Origin of the sequence: Amycolatopsis sp. cmx-8-4 (genome assembly GCF_046548675.1) — a bacterium.
GTDB lineage: Bacteria > Actinomycetota > Actinomycetes > Mycobacteriales > Pseudonocardiaceae > Amycolatopsis.
The window spans coordinates 91,376-110,035 of record NZ_JAEBDZ010000029.1 but is presented as its reverse complement, the minus strand read 5'-3'; the positions used below and the strand labels follow the sequence as shown (position 1 = coordinate 110,035).

Below are 18,660 nucleotides of genomic sequence, written 5' to 3'. Positions count from 1 at the left end.
CCCCACCCAGCAGGTATCCGGCGGGGCCGCACATCAGGACAAGCCACCAGTCGCCTGGGGCAGCGAAGAAACGAGCGAACCCCGCCGGACACCAAGATCATGACATTGACGCGAAGAAAGCCGACGCGGCCTTCAAGATCTCATTCGCCCGACGCAATTCCGCGACCTCCCGACGCAGCCGCTTCAGCTCCTCGGACTCCTCACTCGTCGCGCCTGCCCGGGCCCCGGCATCGACCTCGGCCTGACGCACCCACTTGCGTAGTGTCTCGCTGGACACGTTCACCTTCGCCGCGACCGAACAGATTGTCTCCCACTGCGACGAGTACTGCTCTACCTGCTCAAACACCAGCGCGATGGCGCGTTCCCGCACCTCGGCCGAATATCTAGGCCTCCGGGTCATGATCCACATCCTCACTCACACGAGGAGCCTCCATCAAACCCGGGGCGGTTCAGAATCCTATTCCCAACCTTTCCGGTGCCAGACCATCGCTGACTCTTGTCTGTGGCCGACGGGCAGTTCGAGCAGGCCGTCATCTTCCACGTGGTTCTGCCCGAGGGCGCGTTTGCCGGCACTGTCGACGCTGATAACGAAGAACATGGCCTGGGTGTCCACAGGTTCTCTGATCAACAGCTGCATCGAGGTGCTGCTGCCCGCGGTGAGGGCACCGAACTCGCCCTTCAAAAAGAAGGCTGGGTGAGGGTTACGCGGGTCGACGTCAGGTAGCTCTTCGACAAGGTAGTAGCTGCGCTCGAGCGCGCCGTCGCAGTCGGCCTTGATCGTGACCCCGAAAGTGGCGCCGGTCGTACCCGGCATCTCCAGTTCGAGCGGGAACGCCGCCGTGCAGGCGCTTTCGGCTGCGCTCAGCAAGGTCGTGACAACGACGCCGGCGAGCGTCAGCACCATCACCGCGCCGAGCGTGATCCATCGCCGACGTCGCGATTGCGGCTTGGCCGCACTGTCGTCAACGACGGTTGGGGTGCCGGCGTCGGCAGTTGAGCCGCCGTCTCCAACAACTGATACGGCGCTGGTTGATGTTGTGTCGACAGCTGCAGCCACGTCCCATAGCCGCAGCATTTCTGCGGAGTCAGTGCCGCAGTGCTCGGCCCACCGTTTTGCCTGATCGCGACTCGGGAGTGTGGTGCCGCTGAGCCAGCGGCTAATCGATGCCTTCGAGGAGAAGGTCGCCTTCGCGAGCGCGCTGAGGCTCACGTTGGCGATGTCACGGCCTCTCCGAAGCTCCTGTGCCAGCGCGGATCTGGCCGAAGGGAGTCTTGCCGAGAGCGCTGCCAGAGGACGTGGCGAACGCTGAGAACCGTTGGCGTTTCCCACGAGCCCTCCTCATGCTGGTCTCCACATTCCAGGTCGCTCTGCCGCCAAGAAACGTTACGTGAAACGTTCACAGGCTAGAAAACAAGGCAGACGAGCGATCACGCTATTAGTCGTTACCGGACAAGCATCTGGCGAAATTTTCGTTTGACGGTTGCTCGCCATCGACATGACGCGAATTGAGAGAAGATCAATGGTGAAATCACGAAGTCGACTGATCTTGTTGTTACGGACGGTGGCGACACTGGTCGTCACACTGGCGATGCTGGCGACTCCGGCGTTGCCGGCGTCAGCGAACCAGGTGGGCGACCGGATCGGCATCGCGAACCTAGCGTCGGGTGACTGGCCGCAGTCGGCCAACGGGACATATCGGCTCAGCATGCAGACCGACGGCAACCTGGTGCTCTACGGCCCGCAGGGAGCGCTGTGGGCGACCTACACCAACGGCAACCCAAGCGCGTACTTGGCCAATCAGGGTGACGGCAATCTCGTGATCTACCGGTCGGACCGGAGTGTGGCGTGGGCCAGCCGGAGCCGTTCGACCGGCGGGGGCACGCTCGTCATGCAGAACGACGGGAACGTCGTCGCTGCCGGAGGCGCCGGGCCGTTCTGGTCGACCTATACGGGCGGTGGTGTCGACAAGATGGCGGCCGCCGCTGCGGTTGCCTACGCTCGCGCGCAGGTCGGCAAAGCCTACGTCTACGGTGCCGAGGGACCGAACTCGTTCGACTGCTCCGGTCTGACCAAGACGGCTTACGCGGCCGGCGGCGTCAGCCTGCCGCACTCCAGCCAGTCGCAGTACACCCTCGGATGGTCCATTGGCCGCACGGACCTGCAGCCCGGAGACCTGGTCTTCTACTACGGCCCCTCACCCAGCCACGTCGCGATCTACGTCGGCAACGACGAGGTGATCCAGGCGTTGAACCACAACACCGGGGTGCGGTACGACACCGTCGCCTACGCCGGTGTCCCCCTGGGCTACCGCCGGTACCGCTGACAAACGAAGGTGTTCCGCTCCCGCAGCACCTGCGGGAGCGGAACACGCCCTTCTTGTCGGGGCACCCAGCGGAGTGCCGCAGGTGTCTAACTTCTGGAGTAGATGCTGATCCAGTCGACCTGGACGTTGCCGGTCGCGGTGTTCGAGACGGTGCAGCCGTCGGTGCACGTCTCGGTCTGGAGCACGAAGTGCATCGAGGTGGTCGGGATGGCCGTAGTCGCGCTGCCGATGGTGATCCCGTCGAGGACGAAGGTCACACGGCCCGGGGTCCACTCGGTTGTGGCAGTGTGCCAGGTGCCGTAAGTGGCCGCGGTGCTGAACTGGTCCTGCTGGGTGGGTGCTCCGACGTGGTGGGAGAACGCCTCGATGTGCCCGGTCAGGTTGCCTTCGGGAAAGTCGATCTCACCGTCGGACCAGTTGTTGGTGTCGGGCCACAGCAGCCAGGCGGTCTTGTATCCGGCCACCGCGTCGGCACGGAACCGAACCGAGTAACGCCCGTAGGTCTGGCCGAACGCGCCACCCGGCAGCCGCGGGTAGGGCGCTGCGACCAGGTGCGTGCCGTTCTCGGTGTGCAAGTTCATGGTGAGGGCTCCGCCGGAGACGCTCAGCGTCTTGGCGGGCGAGTAGACACCTTGCTTGGACGTGTCGCGGGAGCCGTCGTAGCCGTTCCAGGTCGAACCGTAGGCGGTGCCGGGGAACGACCCGGTGGCGGCGGGGGTGATGAAGTCGTCGCTGAAGATCTGGTGCCAGCCGGCAAGGTCGCCGGTCGGCATGGGCTGCCCGGACGGTGTACTGGTGGTGAGCAGTTCGATGCCGGTGACGCTCGCGGAGTTGCTGCTGGCGATGAACCGGAGCTGCAGGACGCCGTTGGTGACGGTAACGGTCTGGCGGACGACGTCGGCGCGGAAGTTGCCGACCTCGGCGGCGATGTTGTAGTTGGTGATCACGGGCTGGCCGTTGGCGGTGGCGCTGAAGACCCGCGCGCCGGATGCGGGATTGAGCTCGGCCAGCAGTAACTGCAGGGTGTAGGTGCCGTTGGCGACCGGGATGTCGTAGCCGGACATTCCCCAGCGTTCGGACTGGAACAAGGCCTGGTCCGCAGTGCCCGCGATCGTGTTGGCCACCGTGTGCGTGCCACCGCCGATGTAGTACTCGTCGGCTCGCCACTGCCGGCCGATCGAGTCGGTCACCGCCGGGCCACCGCTGTTCATCCGGTAGATGCTCTGCTCCGATGTCGTCGCCGTTGTGGCCGCACGGGGAGAGCCGAAGGCGGGGGACGATGGGATCAACACCAGCACGATGCAGCTCAGCGCCGCCGAGCCGGCAAGTAGTCGGCGGAGTCGTCCCCGCCCGGGGAGCACGGTACTCATCGTTGTCACCTTTCATCAGCACGAGTTGCTGCAGTCCGATACGTCTGGCGACGGTGCGGTCACTTCAACCGGCCTCGAGCCGGACATCTTCGACCTCGTCTACGCCGTGCCAGCTGCCTCGATCGTGCGCGAAGAAGGGCTGCTCACCTGCAGTGAAACGTTCCTGGAACGTTGCGACATCCCAGACCGCGCTCGAACGTGGCGCCTCGCGGCTCGCTACCAAAAGATCAACTGCGCGGTAGGGCGACACGTGATGGCGCTGCGAGCTGCCAGCGGCTCGCCTGACGACATTGACCAGGTTGTTTGCCTTGATTGTCCCGCCTTCATCGGCCTATCGGGACAACGTCGCGAACGCAGATCCTCGATTCACGTCCCGCTCCGGTGACGCGATCGGCAGACACGACACACCGATCCTTTTCGAACTCCTGGAGGAATCATGATGCTCACGCGTGCAGCGTCGTCCGGCCCCACCACAAGGCAGGCTCGGCGAAGCAGGAAGGCCGTGACCGTCGCCGTGATGACAATCGCGTTGTCGGCAGGTGCCGTGCTCAGCGCGGTGCCGGCCAGCGCATCGGTCGGCGACCCGATCCAGACCGGCTGTGCGTCGGACGCGTACACCGTCAGCACTCAGCCGATCAAGAACGGCGGCGGGACGGTCGGTCAGGTGCAGCTGCGGTACTCGCCGCGGTGCGGCACCAACTGGGCCAAGACGGTCAGCAACATCGGCACCGCCTACGTCCAGGCGATCGTTGCCTCACCGTCGGACTCGGCGTCCTACTCGGCCACCTCGACCTCGGTGTACACCGACATGGTGTACGCGCCGACCGGGGTCTGCGCCGTGGCTACCGGTTCAATCAACAACGGACCGTGGAGCACCTACGCCGTCGGCTGCTGACCTCGCCGCCGCCAGGGCACGCTGACATGGTCGGCGTGCCCTGGTGGCACTCAATACCTGGCAGCGACACTCCCCTTGTAGCAGGCAGTCTTGCCCGTCGTCGACTGCCACGACGGACCGCTGAAATAAGCCTCAGCCCGCACGCAGGTGGCGAGACTGTTGATGACATTGCCGAACACAGGAAGACCAACGTACTTCATTGAAAAGGTCACAGCCCCAGCCTGATTGTCAACAGGGACCACTGACACATGAGCCTCGATCGGGCCGGGGCGGTTGATAGTGCTGTACCGGGGATCCGCTGGCGTAAATCGCGGCCAACTAACGCCGCATCGTGGCGAGAAGCGCAACTCGATGACGCCCGCCGGCGCCTGGTCGACGTCGACTTCCTTGGCATCGACGGTCGTGGCAGCAGGATCGTTCGCACAGCCGGACTCTTCGGGATCTGCGCCGTCGGCAACTCCGGCAGCCGAAGAACCCTCAGGTGCGTTGATGGACTGGTCTGACGCGAGGAGTACAGCCAACGTAAGTCCTGCTACCAGAGCCACAGCCGTAATGATGGCGGCCAGCATCCGATTGCGTCGGCGCCCGACGCCGGTCTCTGCGTGTGTCGTCTCTACAGAGCCCGCAGACAGGGAGGAGGGGGTGCCGCCGAGGCGCTCCCACCTTTTGCGCCATTGGCTGAACTCCGTGATGTCGCAGGCCTGGAGGAACGCCTGGACCGTCTCCCAGGTCGGGATCGTGCGTCCCCCCGCGGCTTCCGACAGCGTGGTTTGGGAGCGATGCGCAAGCCGTGACATTGCGCGATAGGTGGGTTTACCGGCTTGCTCGCGCACGCGTCTCAAGTCGGCCGCGAACTGTGCCAGCAGGCTGCCTTCAAGGTCGAGAGAGCGCTCCGGCCTGCCCATGACCCCACTCCTCCCGCTGGCGCGCAAGCATTGAATTGTCATCGAAGCCGCTATTTATGGCCAGCCTTGATTTGTAACTGCACCCGTCTGGAGCAGCAGCGAGTAATCTTCCAGTCATTTGTGATCAAATAACAAAGTGGCCGACCAACGGAAACCTTCTTGGCAAATACATGATCGGCTATCTCGATTTATCCACCACCTCGATTGCATACTAAAGAAGTCGCCAGGAGCGAGAGGGTGGAAGCAGTCCGATTATGCGGAGATCAGTAGTAAGACCTGGTCGTGCGGCACTCTCCCTCGTCGAAGATCAGCGGAGGGTTGCGGTTCGCCTTCTACGGCAGTACCTCGCCCCCCATCAAGATCGCATGTCATCGCCGGACTGGCAGCGAGACATGGCCGAACACTTCTACGTCCGCGAAGGCCATCTCACGGACGAGCCATGCACCATCCCCCGCAATTGCCAGGTCGCCTCGCGGTCCGTATGCCCCGGTCGCCCCGGTTCCGGCGACCGGAGCCAGCGCAAGCGCGGCGATGTTCGCCGCAACGCCAGCAAACATTCGTTCTCGCGAAATCACTAAGTGATGGCAAAAGCGTCATTTCTCCACTTGAGGGCGTCCGGACACAGCCGAGAACGATGATCAGTGACTGTCATCACGCTCGGCTACGCCCTTCGTCCGGCCGCGCCATGACTGCGCAGCGTGCCCGTAGATCCCTCGAATGGCGCTGCTCAGCACCGGATCGACCCGGCACCATGGAACGGATGCGCTGCAGGCGGATCGCGCCGGGACGACCTCTGGATCGGGGAACCATGGCTGGTGCACCACACGAGCCGCTCGGCTTCGCCGAGATCACCAACGCCCAGCGCTACGGGCCGCCCGCCCGCGACGACCGCTTCGAACTGCCATCGCAGCGTGCCGAACGACCGCAACAGCTCCCCATGGCTCCCCCCTGGTGCATCGGCCGGGAGCAGGAATTCGACGAACTGACGACGGCCCTGGTGGCCGGTGAAGCGAATACCGGGCCTTCCGTGGTCGTCGTCGAAGGCGTCGCGGGTGTCGGCAAGACGACACTGGCCTTGCGCTGGGCTCATCGCCAGGCAGAAGCCTTTCCCGATGGGCAACTCTACGCCGACCTGCGGGGCTTCGACTCCCGCGCGACGCCCACCCGTCCGGAAACGATCCTCCGCGGTTTCCTGCTGGCCCTGCGCACCGAGCCGAACAGCATCCCCCCGGACCCGGATGCCGCGGCGGCCCTGTACCGCAGTTCGGTCGCTTCGAGGCGAATGCTGATCTTTCTCGACAACGCATGGGACGCGGACCAGGTGTTCCCCCTGCTTCCCGGGGCGGATTCGTGCGCGGTCATCGTGACCACTCGCCGCCACTTGCCGAGCCTCCGTCTCCGGGGCGCGACCAGCTTACGTCTGGCCACGCTCACCCCGGCCGGTGCGCGGTCCCTGCTGAGCCGGCACCTCACCGAACAAGTGCTCGACGCCGACGTTCCGGCGACAACCGCGGTGATACGACGCTGCGGAGGTCTGCCGCTGGCCCTGGCACTCGTCGCGTCACGCGTCGCCGACCACCCGAGCTTCCCGATGTCAGATCTCGCCGACGAACTCCGCCAGGAGTCCACGATGCTGAACGCGTTCAACGCCGGCGACGACACTTCGGATCTCCGAGCCGTGCTGTCGTGGTCGGTTGCTTCTCTCGGTGACGACGCCGCTCGAACGTTCAGAGTGCTCGGCCTCGCTCCGCTCTCGGAGTTCACCGCGGTCACGGTCGCCTGTCTGCTGGGTTGCCCACCAGAAGTGGCGGGGAAGAACCTGCGCTCGCTCGAGATCACCAATCTGGTCCAGCGGTATAAGCCGACCCGCTTTCGCATGCACGATCTCGTGCGTGCCTACGCGACCGAGCTCCTGGGCAACGAGGAAACCTTGCGGTACCGGGAAGAAGCACTACACCGTGTGGTCGATTTCTACGCGGCCGCGGCGCGAGCCGCTGATCTCCTGCTCTACCCCTACCGGACAGCGGCCTCTCCGCCACGTGCACCCAGTGGCACCGAACGTTTCCTGCCGAACGACGAGCCGGCGGCGCTGACCTGGTTCGACGAGGAACACCAGACGCTGCTCGCGATCCAGCGGACGGCGATGAACGAGCAGTGGCCGGAGGCGGCCTGGCACATATCGCACGGGTTGGACACCTATCAATACCGACGCGGCTACTCGAGCGAGAACGTGGCGACGTCACAAATCGGATTGGCGGCCGCCGAAGCCACGGGTTCATTACGGCTTCAGGCGTCGGCCACACGACAGCTCGGGCGGGCACACACGCGGGTGGGTGATCTGCAGAACGCCGAATCGTATCTCCATCAAGCCCTGGAACTCGAGGTGAGAGCCGGATTCACTGCGGGACGCGCCCACGCGCACCATGACCTGCAACGGGTTTACTCACTACTCGGCCGATACGACGACGCGCTCGAACACGCCACATCGGCTCTCAAGCTCTACCAACTCGACAAGAACCTCATCGGCGAAGCACACTCGCTGAACGCCCAGGGTCGACAGCACGCGCAGATGCAGAACTTCGCCGCTGCCGAGAGCTGCTGCCTGAGAGCTCTGGAGTTGCACACCGAGAACGACAACACAAGCGGGCAAGTGGCGACTCTCGACGCTCTCGGATACATCGCCGCACAGACCGGGAACCCCCAAGACGCCGCCACCCGCTATTCACACGCTCTGGCCCTCGCCGACGAGTTTCGAAACTACTTCGCCCAGGCCGAAATCAACGAGAACCTTGCCGACGCGTTGGCCGAACTGGGAGCGCGCGAAGCAGCTTTACAGGCGTTGCACAGAGCATACGAGCTTTACGCCGGGCAAAACCGCCGCCAGGAGGCGGAACGGGTGCGAGCCAGGTTGAGCTCGGACCAACCCGGCAACGACACCTGACCCCGGACCTCGCGCTCTCGCCTGGTTCGCCGTGCGACTCCCAAGCACCCGGCTCAGCCGACCACCTCGAGGATGTCACGCCACTCCGCCCGCGTCGTCCTCCGGCGTCGAACGCGGTCGTCGACACGACGGCGCCGCTCGGCCACCGCTCGCAGCAGGAGACCAGGCTTCTGACAGCACCTTTCCAGGTAGCGAACATCCGCCGGCCCCAGGCCTGATGATCCGGGATCGAGCGTCACGAGCACCCACCGGCTCAGGTCGGCGAACCGTGACATCTGCGCCCGATCGAAGAACTTCAGGGCCGTCTCCGCGTGGTGAGCGGCTTTCGCCGGCGCCGTACGCCGATAGATCTCGGCCGACACCAAGTGGGCCCGGCCGGCCAGGGCGGAGAACGCGACCGAGCCGCCCGGCTGAGTCGTGAGCGTCCGCACCACACGACCGGCCAGCTCTCCCGCGCGTTGAACGTCACCTCGGCATGCGGCGATCTCCGCACGCAACAACAGCAGCTCGTGGTGCATCGGGAGGTCTGCCGCGCTCAGCTGCCGAGCCGCTTTCTCCGCCAGCCGATCCGCCACTCTCAGCGAGAGCATGTCACCGAGCAGCTGGTATCGGCTCCACCGGATGTGAGCGCGCACGTGGTGACACGCGCCGATTCGGCCGCTGCGATCCCCTTGACGACGGAGCAGTTTGACCGCCTTCTTCACATTCTCTTCTGCGGACCGGAGAAGGTCCGCACACTGCCGGCCGGCAGTATCCTCGGCGAGTTGCCGGTAAATGTGACCCAGACAGGCATAACCGAGCGCCGCGGTCGAGTGATCCCTGGCCCCCTCAGCGATCTCGACCGCTTCGTGCACGACTTTGGCCGCCAGCCCGAACTCCCGCTGCCGCCTCAGCAACCAAGCCAGTCCTACGATGAGGGCTCTCGCTTTTTCGCCCGGTCCCAGCGAACCGGCCGCCATCACGTTCAGCACCGCGACACACCTGTCGGTCAGTTCCTGCGTCAGCTGATCGTCCATGGCTCCACGGATGACGTTCTCGACCGCAGGGAACGTGCCGACGAACTCACCGGGGTCGATCGGCGTCGTGGTCAGGCAGCTCAGCCACTCGCGAACGAGATCGAGCCCGGACACCTCGGTGATCCCGGTCGACTCCAGGTCATCGACGATTTCCGGTAGCTTTCGCGGCTTCGGGATCACGTCCGGCGTGGCCTCCTCGATGTCACGGATCCGCCTGATGATCTCCGCGAATCCCTTTGCGGGATCCGCCCCGAGCCGGCTGATAGATATACCGGCCAGGATCCCCGGCGCCGATTCCGCGGCGAACTTCTCGTCGGCGACGGGGATGATCGGACAGTGAGTCGACCGCACGTGGTCGTAGAACTTCTGGATGATGAGAAAGCTTTCGAACCGCACTCCACGGTGCACGGACGACTCCGAAGTCCGGCCGAAGTGCTCGACAAATTCTTCGGAAAGTATACAAATGACCACGTTTTCGGCGATCGCAGCGGACATCCAAGCCGCCTGCGACACCACATTTTGCTCTTTGAGATCTTTGTCCCAGATCACGGGGACATCGTTGCTGCGCAAGACCGACACCAGCGCACTCGCGAGCGCTCTCCCTCGATCATCATGCGCGTAGGCGACGAATACTGGCACGAGCCAACTCCTCGAATCCACACTGAATCGATAAAGAGTGAAAGGGATGACTCATTGAGCCATCCCGCCCGACTCAGTCGGTACTTGGCCAGTGGATCACCATCTTCCGAACGTCCACCGGCGTGTGCAAGAAGCCGTTGAGTGACATGAGGTCCGCTACCTTCTTGATTTCGACCGGATCGACGACCTCTGGATACGTCCCGATGCGGACATCATCGACCTGAGCCGGGGTCACGTTGAGGTACTTGGTCAGCACCAGGTCCCTGATGTCACGCTTCTGCACGTCGCTCACCCCGCGCGCCAGGGCACGCTGAAACCCGCGGATGACCTCCCCCTGGCTCTTCACCTGCTCAGCGGTGACGAACCAGCCGGACAGCGGCAGCAGTGCCGTGCGCCCCAAGGTCACGTCGAGCACCGGGACTGCTCCGGCCTCCTCCGCTTGTGTCACGTAGGGCTCCGCCATGACGGCACCGTCGACCTCTCCTCGCCTCAGCGCGCCGAGCATGTCGTCCATGGACAGCGACACCCAGGAGATCGTCCCCGGGTCGACGTCGGCGTCGCGGAGAGCCAGCATTGTGCCGATGTCCGAGATCGACCCCGTAGCGGTCACCGCGATACGCTTGCCCGGCGCTTCGCGGGCATGAGTCAGCGGACCGTCGGGGAGCCCCATCAGCATGAGATGACTGTTACGTGCCGTATAAGCCGCTGCGGCGATCTTGAGGTCGACCGCCCCGCTTGCCTGCGCCGTCAAGGCGCCGGGGTAACTGGTGAAGGCGATGTCGATCTTCCTTGCGACCAGCTCACTGATCGCATCGGGGCCGCCTCGGAACTTCTCGATCTCGATGTTGATGTGCTCGTCCTTGAAATAACCCCGATCGAATGCACGGTAGAACGGGGCGGTGTCCACGACGTTCAGCAGACCGACACGCAGCGTCGCGGACTGACCGGCCGCTTCATTGCTCCCCCCTGACCGCGACAGGTGCACGACGCCGTAACACACGCCCACCACCAGGAGGATCACCGCAGCGGCGACAGCACCAACCATGCCCCTGCGTTTCGGCCATGACATGCCGCGATTCGAAACCGGCGCCCGCGCGGCCTCGGCCGTTTCATCCGGATAGTCCCGACTCTCCACGACCGAAACAAACGAGTCCCGACTTCGCGATCCCTCGAAGAGCCTTTCCAGGAATTCACGTTGCCGAGCCGGATCGCTCCGGGAGTACGACGCTTGGAACATCGCCTCCCGGAGATCGGTAAGCCGGCTCTCGAGATCACCCGCATATCCGGCATCCGCATTCTTGGAACGCCACCACGAGATTCTCATTTCGCACTCCCCTTCCACACATCACTTCCGCGGCAAACTCGGGCCATGGCCAGGCGGGCGATCCTCGAGCAGTCGTCGGAGCTCCGCGAGCGCCCGGTCGACGCGGCGCCGCACGACACCCCTTCCGACACCGAGAACAGCTGCCGCCTGCACCATGGACAGCTCGTCGATGTGGACCAGCTTGAGCGACTCCTTCAGGGCGGGCTCGAGCGCCTCGATGGCATCCCGCAGATCAAGACGTCCTTCCTGATCACCTGCCGTCCCGAGGAGGTCGAAGCCGGTGGTGACACTCGCGATATCGTCCGTGTAGACCGGTCGCTTCTTCTTGATCGCATCTTTCACCACGTTCGAGGCGATGGCGATCGCCATTGCCTCGAGCTCCCGGACAGCGGGCCCCCGACCACGAACCCGCTCCCATAGTCGCTCTATCACCGCATCCGTTATTTCGTCACAGTCCAGCCAGTCGGCGCGAAACCTGGCGAACCGATGGATCTTCGCACGCAACACCGGATATATCATTTCAAACTTCTCTTCGAGAGGACTTCTACCTTTTGTGACGCGTTGATCGTCGACCACGCTCGGATAGCCTTTCACCACTCACCAGCTTTGCCACTACCGTTGACCACTGGCGATGAGGTCGTCACACCAGGGTCGCCGACAGTTTCCTGCCAGCACGGAGAACCGGCTATAGTCAAATCTTGGACAAATTCGAGCCAGGGACGGCGATCGCCTTGCTTTCACACCCAACCCGGGACAGTCGCATAACTGGTAGTCGACCGTCGATGATCAATTGCGCGCGCACCGTTCGGGTTCACTCGAACGGCCTAAAATTCCGAACTATCGCGTCGTCGGGCGGCAGACTCATGCCCGAAACCGATCAAAGCACCCCTGGAATCCTTGTCCGCGGCCGGTCGCAGGCCGGAAGCCATCGGCTGATGATCGACTCCGTCTTCAGCCGGGGTTTGTCCACAGATCGGGTGCCTCAGCCAGCTCCGAACTCCGACAGGAGCCAGACGACGAGCGTCTCAGCGTCCGGCACGACCGCCCCGGCCGCCGACACCAGCGTCAACACCGCTGTACCAGCGACGAACAGCCGCCGGTAACCGAACCGGTCGCCGAGCTGCGCCGCGGTGATCAGCGCATAAACGTTAAGTCAAGGTGTAGCCGGCGAGAGCGAGCTGTCCGACGCCCTGGCCGGCATCGAGGTCGTGCCGGTCTTTGATCACGCACGCGATCGGTGGCGGCAAAGCGGACCAGGTCCACCGCAGCTACGCCCCACTCAATCTCGCCGCCATCGCGCTTCACGTCGACGCGCCTGCGGCGCTGGACGCACCCCACATCCAACGCGGCGCCGTGCACGCCGCCCGCGCGTTGGGCGCTTACCCCTTCAACGACTCCTTCACCCTCGGTTGCCACGGACCCGAACTCGGCAGCCGCCTCGAGCTGACCACTGCACAACCGCTGGCTCACGGAGCGATCGACACCCCGACGCGCGAAAGCGGCACCGTCATCACCGGCTGGGCCGAGATCAACGGCACCACACCGAACCGCGTCCTCGTCACGAATGTGAATTGACGGCTCACGGTCGAAGACAGCGAGCCCGGGCTTCTTCATCGAGCGGCTGCCGGGGATCACCGAGGAGAGATCACCGCGAGCCGCCCGCCGGCGGCGAGGACGAACCACCCTCCTCGGCAACGGAGGACACTTCACCTTGAGCGCGCCGGATCTAAACGTCCGGATACGCTGGCTCGTCCAATACGCCGGTCACCGACTGACGTCCTTCGACGCTCATCACCATCTTCCGGACTCCGGATCCGTGCTGAACCGGACCCGCACCCCGACGGGGTGATGTCGGCACCCACCCCTGCACCGGCCGCACGCGCCCCGACTGATGCGCGAAGCCGAGCACCGCCCGCGGCGACGGATCGAACGTTGCCGTCGGCAGCAGGTCGAACCGGACACGGGAGCGGAGGTGGTGGGAACGAATGTGTCGGTGGAGGACGAAGACCGCGATCAGGATCGCGACCGCGGCGGTGGTCACCCACCAGAACGCGCCGCTCGCGAGGAGGTCGCCCAGACGGAGCGCCTTCGGCGCGCTGTGTTCGAGCGTGACCTGGCGGCCACGCGTGCCGGGGAACATGTCGGCATTCGGAGCAAGGCCGAAAACTGCTCCCTGACCTGGCGAAATCCGCCACTGAACGTCGAGAGCGAACGGCCCCGCCAACGTAACCCCCAACGGTCGGACCCCGAGGTCAGAACGAGCCGATCTCCCGCCGGTGGATCAGCTCGTACAGATGCTCCCCTTGATCAACACCGAGGCCTTGATAGGCCGCCGCTCATCGCTGTGGATCGTGCGCAACACCTGGATGGCCGGCGTCCCCCCGGCGACGCGGATCTTGGCCGACCGCGCCAGATCAGTGCCCGCAGCGATGTCAGCCGGCTGCCCTTCGACGGCGAACGCACGGTCATCGACGATGTCGCGTTCGCCAGCGCTGCGGCGGACCAGACGCCGTAGGACCCTGCGGTCGGTACTTGGGCCGGTCCTGGATGTCGAGGACCGAGCGACCACGTCGTGGCTGTCGCGTCGAGGTCGTGTCATCGAGGAACCACACCACCGGGCATCCGCCGGAAGAGTGTTCGGCGTGGTCGAGGTCGGCCTGGTCGCTCTCGACGAGGGTGCTCGCTTGCCGCGAAGACCAGCGCCCGATACAGGCCGCCAACACGCGCGTGATCATGGCCAGATCGGCCGCCGGGACGAGGAGGACCCACGCCCCTGACCGGACCAGCCGGCGCACCGCGTCGTGCAGCAAGAACCGGCGCCCACGATCAGCAGTCTTGTCACCAGTTCGGCTACGCGGTCGACCGACATCACCGACCGTCCAAGTGGGCAAGCCGGCCAGCGTCCACCACGCTCATGCCTGGTGAACGGTCATCGCCGTCACTCAGTCCGTTGCTGGCTCGACCAGTTCGACCAACACGCCACCAGTGGACTTGGGGTGGAAGAACTGCACTCGGCTGTTCGCGGTGCCCCGTCGAGGCCCGTCGAAGATCGTCTTTCCGCCACGCGCCGCGACTGCGGCGGACATTCGGTCCACGTCGGCCACCCGGTAGGCGAGTTGCTGAAGCCCGGGTCCTCTGCGGGCGAGGAACCGGCCGACAGGTGAGTCCGAAGTCAGCGGCGCGAGCAACTGGATGGCCGTGCCCGCGCCGTCATCCCCAGGGGCGCGCAGCATGGCTTCGCGCACACCTTGCTCCGTGCTGACCTCGATCGCGGTCACGACCAGCCCGAAGGTATCGGTGTAGAACGCGATGGCCTCGTCCAGGTCGGGTACGGCGATGCCGACGTGGTCGATCGCCGTGACAACGGGTTCGCTGGACATGTCCCGAAGGTAACGAGCTTCAGCGGAACGCAGAACTACCCATGTTGGTAGTGGACCTGTCGCGCCGCTTCGGTAAGTCTGGCCAGACCGTCGGACACCGACAGGAAAGGCGGTGTGCCGTGAGCAGGCTCGAAACGGCACTGGTCGGTGCCGGTCTTGTACCGGCCGGGTCGCCGGGCCGAGCGCCCATACCGAGCCGGTGGCGCTGGACGGCGTCCATGGGCGCCTGTATGTCGCGAGCAAACAACATGATCAACCATGGATGACGGCCCTCGCACCCCGTCGGGCATTCCGGTCCGCGCGGTTTACGGTCCGGCGGATCGGGATGCCGATCCGCCGGACCCCGGCATATTCCCGTTCACCCGGGGCAACTTCGCCACGGGCTACCGCCAGAAGCTCTGGACGTTCCGGCAGTACTCGGGGTTCGGCACGGCCGAGGAGTCCAACCGCCGGTACCGTTACCTGCTAGAGCAGGGCGGTACCGGCTTGTCAGTCGCGCTCGACCTACCTTCCCAGTGCGGCTACGACTCCGACGATCCGGAAGTGGCCGAGGAGGTCGGCCGGGTCGGCGTGGCGGTGGACACGCTCGCGGACGCAGAGATCCTGTTCGCCGGCATCCCGCTGGATCGGATCAGCACGAGCTTCACGGTCAACGGCACGGCCGGCATCCTGTTGGCGCTCTACGTCGCCGCCGCCGAGCGCGCAGGCGTGCCCCGGGCGAAACTGACCGGCACGATCCAGAACGACATCCTCAAGGAATACGCCTCGCGCGGCACCTGGATCTGGCCGCCCGAGCCATCGCTGCGGCTGATCGCCGACACCGTCGAGTTCTGCGCGGCCGAGGTGCCGAGGTTCAACGCGATCTCGGTGGCCGGCGCGCACTTCCGGGATGCGGGCGCGACCGCCGTTCAGGAGATGGCCTTCACCCTCGCCGACGGGATCACCTACTGCGACACCGTGCTGGCCCGGGGCCGGATGACGATCGACGAGTTCGCCTCGCAGATCTCGTTCTTCTTCTACACCCACGGCGACTTCTTCGAGGAGATCGCCAAGTACCGTGCGGGCCGGCGTCGCTGGGCGACGATCGTCCACGAGCGGTACGGCGCGAAGACCGAACGGGCGGCGATGTTCCGCTTCGGCTGCGTCGCCGGCGGGGCCTCGCTCTACGCGCCCCAGGCGAGCAACAACGTCGTCCGGGTGGCGTACGAGGCGATGGCGTCCGTGCTCGGTGGGGTGCAGTCGATGTTCACCGCCGCCTGGGACGAGCCGTTCGCTCTGCCGAGCGAAGAATCGGCGACACTCGCGTTGCGGACGCAGCAGATCCTCGCGTACGAGACCGGCGTGGCTCGCGTCGTGGATCCACTCGGTGGTTCCTACTTCGTCGAGGCGCTGACGGACGCGACCGAGGAGCGGATCATCGAGATCATGGCGGACATCGAGGCGCACGGCGGCATGGTCCGCGCCATCGAGGACGGCTATCTGCAGGGGCTCATCGCCGACGAGGCGTACCGGCTGCACCGGCGCACCGAGGCGGGAACGCACCCGGTTGTCGGCGTCAACCGCTACACCTCGGCCGAAGAACCACCCGACCTCGCCATGTACGAGCTCGACGCCGAGGGCCAGGAACGCCAGGTGAAGCGGTTGGCCCGGGTGAGGGCGGAGCGGGACGGCGCTGCGGTGCGCACCAGCCTGGCCGTCCTGTCGGCAACCGCGGAAGGTACCGGAAACCTGATGCCGGCGTTGATCGACTGCGCCAACGCCTACTGCACGATCGGCGAGATGGTCGGCGCGCTCACGGAGGTCTGGGGCGAGTTCCGCCAGCCGGTGGTGTTCTGATGCCGGCCCGGGTGCTGATCGCCAAGCCCGGACTGGACGGCCACGACCGGGGTGCAAAGATCGTCGCCCGCGCGCTGCGCGACGCCCGGTTCGAGGTGATCTTCACCGGCATCCGCAAACGGGTCGGGGAAATCGTGGCCACAGCTGTGCAGGAGGATGTCGCCCTGGTCGGCCTGAGTATCCTGTCCGGCGCACACCTGTCATTGACGACGCAGGTCATCGAGCAGTTGCGGGCCGCCGGTGCCGGCGACATCGCCGTGGTCGTCGGCGGCACGATCCCCCGCGAAGACGTGCCCCGGCTGCGAGAGGCGGGCGCGGTAGCGGTCTTCCCGACAGGTACGGCGCTGGACGTGCTCGTGGCCGAGATCGGCAGGCTCACCGGGCAGGAGACAGCCGGCTGACCACCGGTCCGACGATTCCGGCTCTACAACGGGATGTTCCCGTGTTTGCGGGGCGGCCGGAGATCTCGTTTGCCTTGCAAGCCCCTGAGCCCGGTGGCGACGTACTCCCGGGTCCGCGAAGGCGGGATGACGGCGTCGATGTAGCCGTGTTCGGCGGCCAGGTATGGCGTGAGGAGGGTTTCCTCGTACTCCTGGGCCAGTTTGGCACGCAGTGCTGCCACGTCGTCGCCCTGCCCGGCGGCCTCGGCGATCGCCCTGCGATACAGCACATCAGTCGCGTTGGTGGCGCCCATCACCGCGATCTGCGCGGTGGGCCAGGCGAAGTTGAGGTCGGCGCCGAGGTGCTTGGAGCCCATGACGTCGTAGGCGCCGCCGTACGCCTTGCGCATCACGACGGTGACCAACGGGACCGATGCGTCGGCGTAGGCGTAGATGAGTTTGGCGCCCCGTCGGATGATGCCGTTCCATTCCTGTTCGGTACCCGGGAGGAAGCCGGGAACGTCCACGAAGGTCACTATCGGGACGTTGAAGGCGTCGCAGGTGCGGACGAACCTGGCGGCTTTCTCCGACGCGCTGATGTCCAGGCAGCCGGCCAGGCGCGCGGGCTGGTTGGCGACGATGCCGACACTCCGGCCCTCGACGCGAGCGAAGCCGACGATGATGTTCGGCGCGTACAACTCCTGCACCTCGTGGAGCTCACCGTCGTCGACCACGGCGCGCACTGCATCGCGCATGTCGTACGGCTCGGTGGCCAGGTCCGGGATCAGCGTGTCCAGGTCGACGGCGACCGGGGGAACACCGACGGACGCGTAGGAGGGTGGGTCGCTCAGGTTGTTGGCCGGCAGGTACGACAGAAGTTGCTGCACGTAGCCGATGGCGTCCTCCTCGCTCGTGGCGAGGTAGTGGGCGTTGCCTGATCGTGTGTTGTGCGTCAGGCCGCCGCTCAGTTCCTCCATGCCCACCTCCTCGCCGGTGGAGCCTCGGATGACACCCGGACCGGTGAGGAACATGTGCGAGTTGCCGTCGACCATTACGATGAAGTCTGTCAGCGCAGGCGAGTAGCAGGCGCCACCCGCGCAGGACCCCAGGATGAGGGAAATCTGCGGCACGACGCCCGACGTGCGCACGTTGCGGCGGAAGATCTCACCGTAGATCGCCTGGGCCACCACACCTTCCTGCAACCGCCCGCCCGCGCCGTCGTTGATGCCGACGATCGGCCGGCCAGTGGTCACCGCCAGGTCCATCACCTTGACGATCTTGCCGCCGTGCGTCTCGCCCAGCGACCCGCCGAACACGCTGGCGTCCTGGCTGTACACGCAGACCGGCCGGCCGTCCACATCGCCGTACCCGGTCACCACGCCGTCGCCCAGCGGCCGGTTGCGGTCCAGGCCGAAGTTCGTCGACCGGTGGCGTACGAACGCATCGAGCTCAACGAACGACCCGGGGTCCAGCAGCTGTTCGACGCGTTCCCGTGCGGTCATCCGACCAAGGGAATGCTGGCGTTCGGCCGCGCGGGCCGAGCCGTGTGCTATGGCCTCTTCGGTGCGGCGGTACAACTCCTTGAGGCGGTCGGCGGTGGTAGCCGGCATCGGCCTGATTTCGGTCATGTTCGAACCCCTTCGAGTCGAG

The 18,660-nt window shown here is 65.4% G+C and carries 16 protein-coding genes and 1 pseudogene; 7 read left to right on the top strand and 10 right to left on the bottom strand.

Annotation, left to right across the window (positions count from 1 at the left end; translation table 11 throughout):
- Positions 1 to 115 precede the first annotated feature (115 nt).
- A pseudogene (locus tag ACLJQZ_RS39970) lies at positions 116 to 400 on the bottom strand (transposase); the annotation flags it as partial.
- 57 nt (positions 401 to 457) lie between these two features.
- On the bottom strand, positions 458 to 1,330 hold the full coding sequence (locus ACLJQZ_RS39965; protein ID WP_410625914.1) for a helix-turn-helix domain-containing protein: 873 nt from the start codon (positions 1,328 to 1,330) through the stop codon (positions 458 to 460).
- Positions 1,331 to 1,481: 151 nt separating this feature from the next.
- Between ACLJQZ_RS39965 and ACLJQZ_RS39960 the strand changes: the two genes are divergently transcribed.
- Positions 1,482 to 2,324: an NlpC/P60 family protein gene (locus ACLJQZ_RS39960; protein ID WP_410625912.1), complete on the top strand. Its 843-nt coding sequence runs from the start codon at positions 1,482 to 1,484 to the stop codon at positions 2,322 to 2,324.
- An 86-nt stretch (positions 2,325 to 2,410) separates the two neighbouring features.
- Here ACLJQZ_RS39960 and ACLJQZ_RS39955 read toward each other — a convergent pair whose 3' ends face one another.
- The gene (locus ACLJQZ_RS39955) at positions 2,411 to 3,535 is read right to left on the bottom strand and encodes a malectin domain-containing carbohydrate-binding protein (protein WP_410625911.1); all 1,125 of its coding nucleotides are present in this window, start codon (positions 3,533 to 3,535) and stop codon (positions 2,411 to 2,413) included.
- A gap of 7 nt (positions 3,536 to 3,542) precedes the next feature.
- On the opposite strand from ACLJQZ_RS39955, the gene ACLJQZ_RS39950 reads away from it, so the two are divergent.
- Positions 3,543 to 4,079, top strand: a complete 537-nt coding sequence (locus ACLJQZ_RS39950) for a hypothetical protein (protein WP_410625910.1) — start codon at positions 3,543 to 3,545, stop codon at positions 4,077 to 4,079.
- Between the two features lie 132 nt (positions 4,080 to 4,211).
- Positions 4,212 to 4,589, top strand: a complete 378-nt coding sequence (locus ACLJQZ_RS39945) for a DUF2690 domain-containing protein (RefSeq protein ID WP_410625909.1) — start codon at positions 4,212 to 4,214, stop codon at positions 4,587 to 4,589.
- A 50-nt stretch (positions 4,590 to 4,639) separates the two neighbouring features.
- On the opposite strand, the gene ACLJQZ_RS39940 is transcribed toward ACLJQZ_RS39945, so the two are convergent.
- On the bottom strand, positions 4,640 to 5,494 hold the full coding sequence (locus ACLJQZ_RS39940) for a helix-turn-helix domain-containing protein (protein WP_410625907.1): 855 nt from the start codon (positions 5,492 to 5,494) through the stop codon (positions 4,640 to 4,642).
- 751 nt (positions 5,495 to 6,245) lie between these two features.
- On the opposite strand from ACLJQZ_RS39940, the gene ACLJQZ_RS39935 reads away from it, so the two are divergent.
- Positions 6,246 to 8,435 (top strand): ATP-binding protein, encoded by a 2,190-nt coding sequence (locus ACLJQZ_RS39935; RefSeq protein WP_410625905.1) that lies wholly within the window; start codon positions 6,246 to 6,248, stop codon positions 8,433 to 8,435.
- Positions 8,436 to 8,488: 53 nt separating this feature from the next.
- Here the strand turns inward: ACLJQZ_RS39935 and ACLJQZ_RS39930 are convergent, their stop codons facing one another.
- The 3 genes from ACLJQZ_RS39930 to ACLJQZ_RS39920 all read right to left on the bottom strand — a co-directional run bounded on the left by ACLJQZ_RS39930 (position 8,489) and on the right by ACLJQZ_RS39920 (position 11,933).
- Positions 8,489 to 10,090: a hypothetical protein gene (locus tag ACLJQZ_RS39930; protein ID WP_410625903.1), complete on the bottom strand. Its 1,602-nt coding sequence runs from the start codon at positions 10,088 to 10,090 to the stop codon at positions 8,489 to 8,491.
- Between the two features lie 73 nt (positions 10,091 to 10,163).
- Entirely contained in the window at positions 10,164 to 11,414 is a 1,251-nt protein-coding gene (locus ACLJQZ_RS39925; RefSeq protein WP_410625901.1) for an ABC transporter substrate-binding protein, read from the bottom strand.
- Between the two features lie 21 nt (positions 11,415 to 11,435).
- Entirely contained in the window at positions 11,436 to 11,933 is a 498-nt protein-coding gene (locus ACLJQZ_RS39920; protein WP_410625915.1) for an RNA polymerase sigma factor, read from the bottom strand.
- Between the two features lie 699 nt (positions 11,934 to 12,632).
- Between ACLJQZ_RS39920 and ACLJQZ_RS39915 the strand changes: the two genes are divergently transcribed.
- The gene (locus ACLJQZ_RS39915; RefSeq protein WP_410625899.1) at positions 12,633 to 12,989 is read left to right on the top strand and encodes a hypothetical protein; all 357 of its coding nucleotides are present in this window, start codon (positions 12,633 to 12,635) and stop codon (positions 12,987 to 12,989) included.
- 151 nt (positions 12,990 to 13,140) lie between these two features.
- Here the strand turns inward: ACLJQZ_RS39915 and ACLJQZ_RS39910 are convergent, their stop codons facing one another.
- Together ACLJQZ_RS39910 and mce are read right to left on the bottom strand one after the other, a co-directional pair.
- Entirely contained in the window at positions 13,141 to 13,554 is a 414-nt protein-coding gene (locus ACLJQZ_RS39910; RefSeq protein ID WP_410625897.1) for a hypothetical protein, read from the bottom strand.
- A gap of 802 nt (positions 13,555 to 14,356) precedes the next feature.
- On the bottom strand, positions 14,357 to 14,794 hold the full coding sequence (mce, locus tag ACLJQZ_RS39905) for a methylmalonyl-CoA epimerase (RefSeq protein ID WP_410625895.1): 438 nt from the start codon (positions 14,792 to 14,794) through the stop codon (positions 14,357 to 14,359).
- 258 nt (positions 14,795 to 15,052) lie between these two features.
- Between mce and ACLJQZ_RS39900 the strand changes: the two genes are divergently transcribed.
- Positions 15,053 to 16,630 carry a methylmalonyl-CoA mutase family protein gene (locus tag ACLJQZ_RS39900; protein WP_410625893.1) on the top strand — a complete coding sequence of 526 codons (1,578 nt, stop codon included), beginning with the start codon at positions 15,053 to 15,055 and terminating at the stop codon, positions 16,628 to 16,630.
- Positions 16,630 to 17,031 (top strand): cobalamin-dependent protein, encoded by a 402-nt coding sequence (locus tag ACLJQZ_RS39895; RefSeq protein WP_410625891.1) that lies wholly within the window; start codon positions 16,630 to 16,632, stop codon positions 17,029 to 17,031. Before ACLJQZ_RS39900 ends, ACLJQZ_RS39895 begins: the two co-directional genes overlap by 1 nt.
- A 23-nt stretch (positions 17,032 to 17,054) precedes the next feature.
- On the opposite strand, the gene ACLJQZ_RS39890 is transcribed toward ACLJQZ_RS39895, so the two are convergent.
- Positions 17,055 to 18,638, bottom strand: a complete 1,584-nt coding sequence (locus ACLJQZ_RS39890) for an acyl-CoA carboxylase subunit beta (protein WP_410625889.1) — start codon at positions 18,636 to 18,638, stop codon at positions 17,055 to 17,057.
- Positions 18,639 to 18,660: the final 22 nt, after the last annotated feature.

Bases quoted from the DNA above. Each gene is read 5' to 3' on its own strand.
- ACLJQZ_RS39955 (WP_410625911.1), bottom strand. From the start codon at position 3,535: ATGAACAGCGGTGGCCCGGCGGTGACCGACTCGATCGGCCGGCAGTGG.
- ACLJQZ_RS39950 (WP_410625910.1), top strand. From the start codon at position 3,543: ATGCTCTGCTCCGATGTCGTCGCCGTTGTGGCCGCACGGGGAGAGCCG.
- ACLJQZ_RS39945 (WP_410625909.1), top strand. From the start codon at position 4,212: ATGACAATCGCGTTGTCGGCAGGTGCCGTGCTCAGCGCGGTGCCGGCC.
- ACLJQZ_RS39940 (WP_410625907.1), bottom strand. From the start codon at position 5,494: ATGGGCAGGCCGGAGCGCTCTCTCGACCTTGAAGGCAGCCTGCTGGCA.
- ACLJQZ_RS39935 (WP_410625905.1), top strand. From the start codon at position 6,246: ATGGAACGGATGCGCTGCAGGCGGATCGCGCCGGGACGACCTCTGGAT.
- ACLJQZ_RS39925 (WP_410625901.1), bottom strand. From the start codon at position 11,414: ATGAGAATCTCGTGGTGGCGTTCCAAGAATGCGGATGCCGGATATGCG.
- ACLJQZ_RS39920 (WP_410625915.1), bottom strand. From the start codon at position 11,933: ATGATATATCCGGTGTTGCGTGCGAAGATCCATCGGTTCGCCAGGTTT.
- ACLJQZ_RS39910 (WP_410625897.1), bottom strand. From the start codon at position 13,554: ATGTTCCCCGGCACGCGTGGCCGCCAGGTCACGCTCGAACACAGCGCG.
- mce (WP_410625895.1), bottom strand. From the start codon at position 14,794: ATGTCCAGCGAACCCGTTGTCACGGCGATCGACCACGTCGGCATCGCC.
- ACLJQZ_RS39900 (WP_410625893.1), top strand. From the start codon at position 15,053: ATGGATGACGGCCCTCGCACCCCGTCGGGCATTCCGGTCCGCGCGGTT.
- ACLJQZ_RS39895 (WP_410625891.1), top strand. From the start codon at position 16,630: ATGCCGGCCCGGGTGCTGATCGCCAAGCCCGGACTGGACGGCCACGAC.
- ACLJQZ_RS39890 (WP_410625889.1), bottom strand. From the start codon at position 18,638: ATGACCGAAATCAGGCCGATGCCGGCTACCACCGCCGACCGCCTCAAG.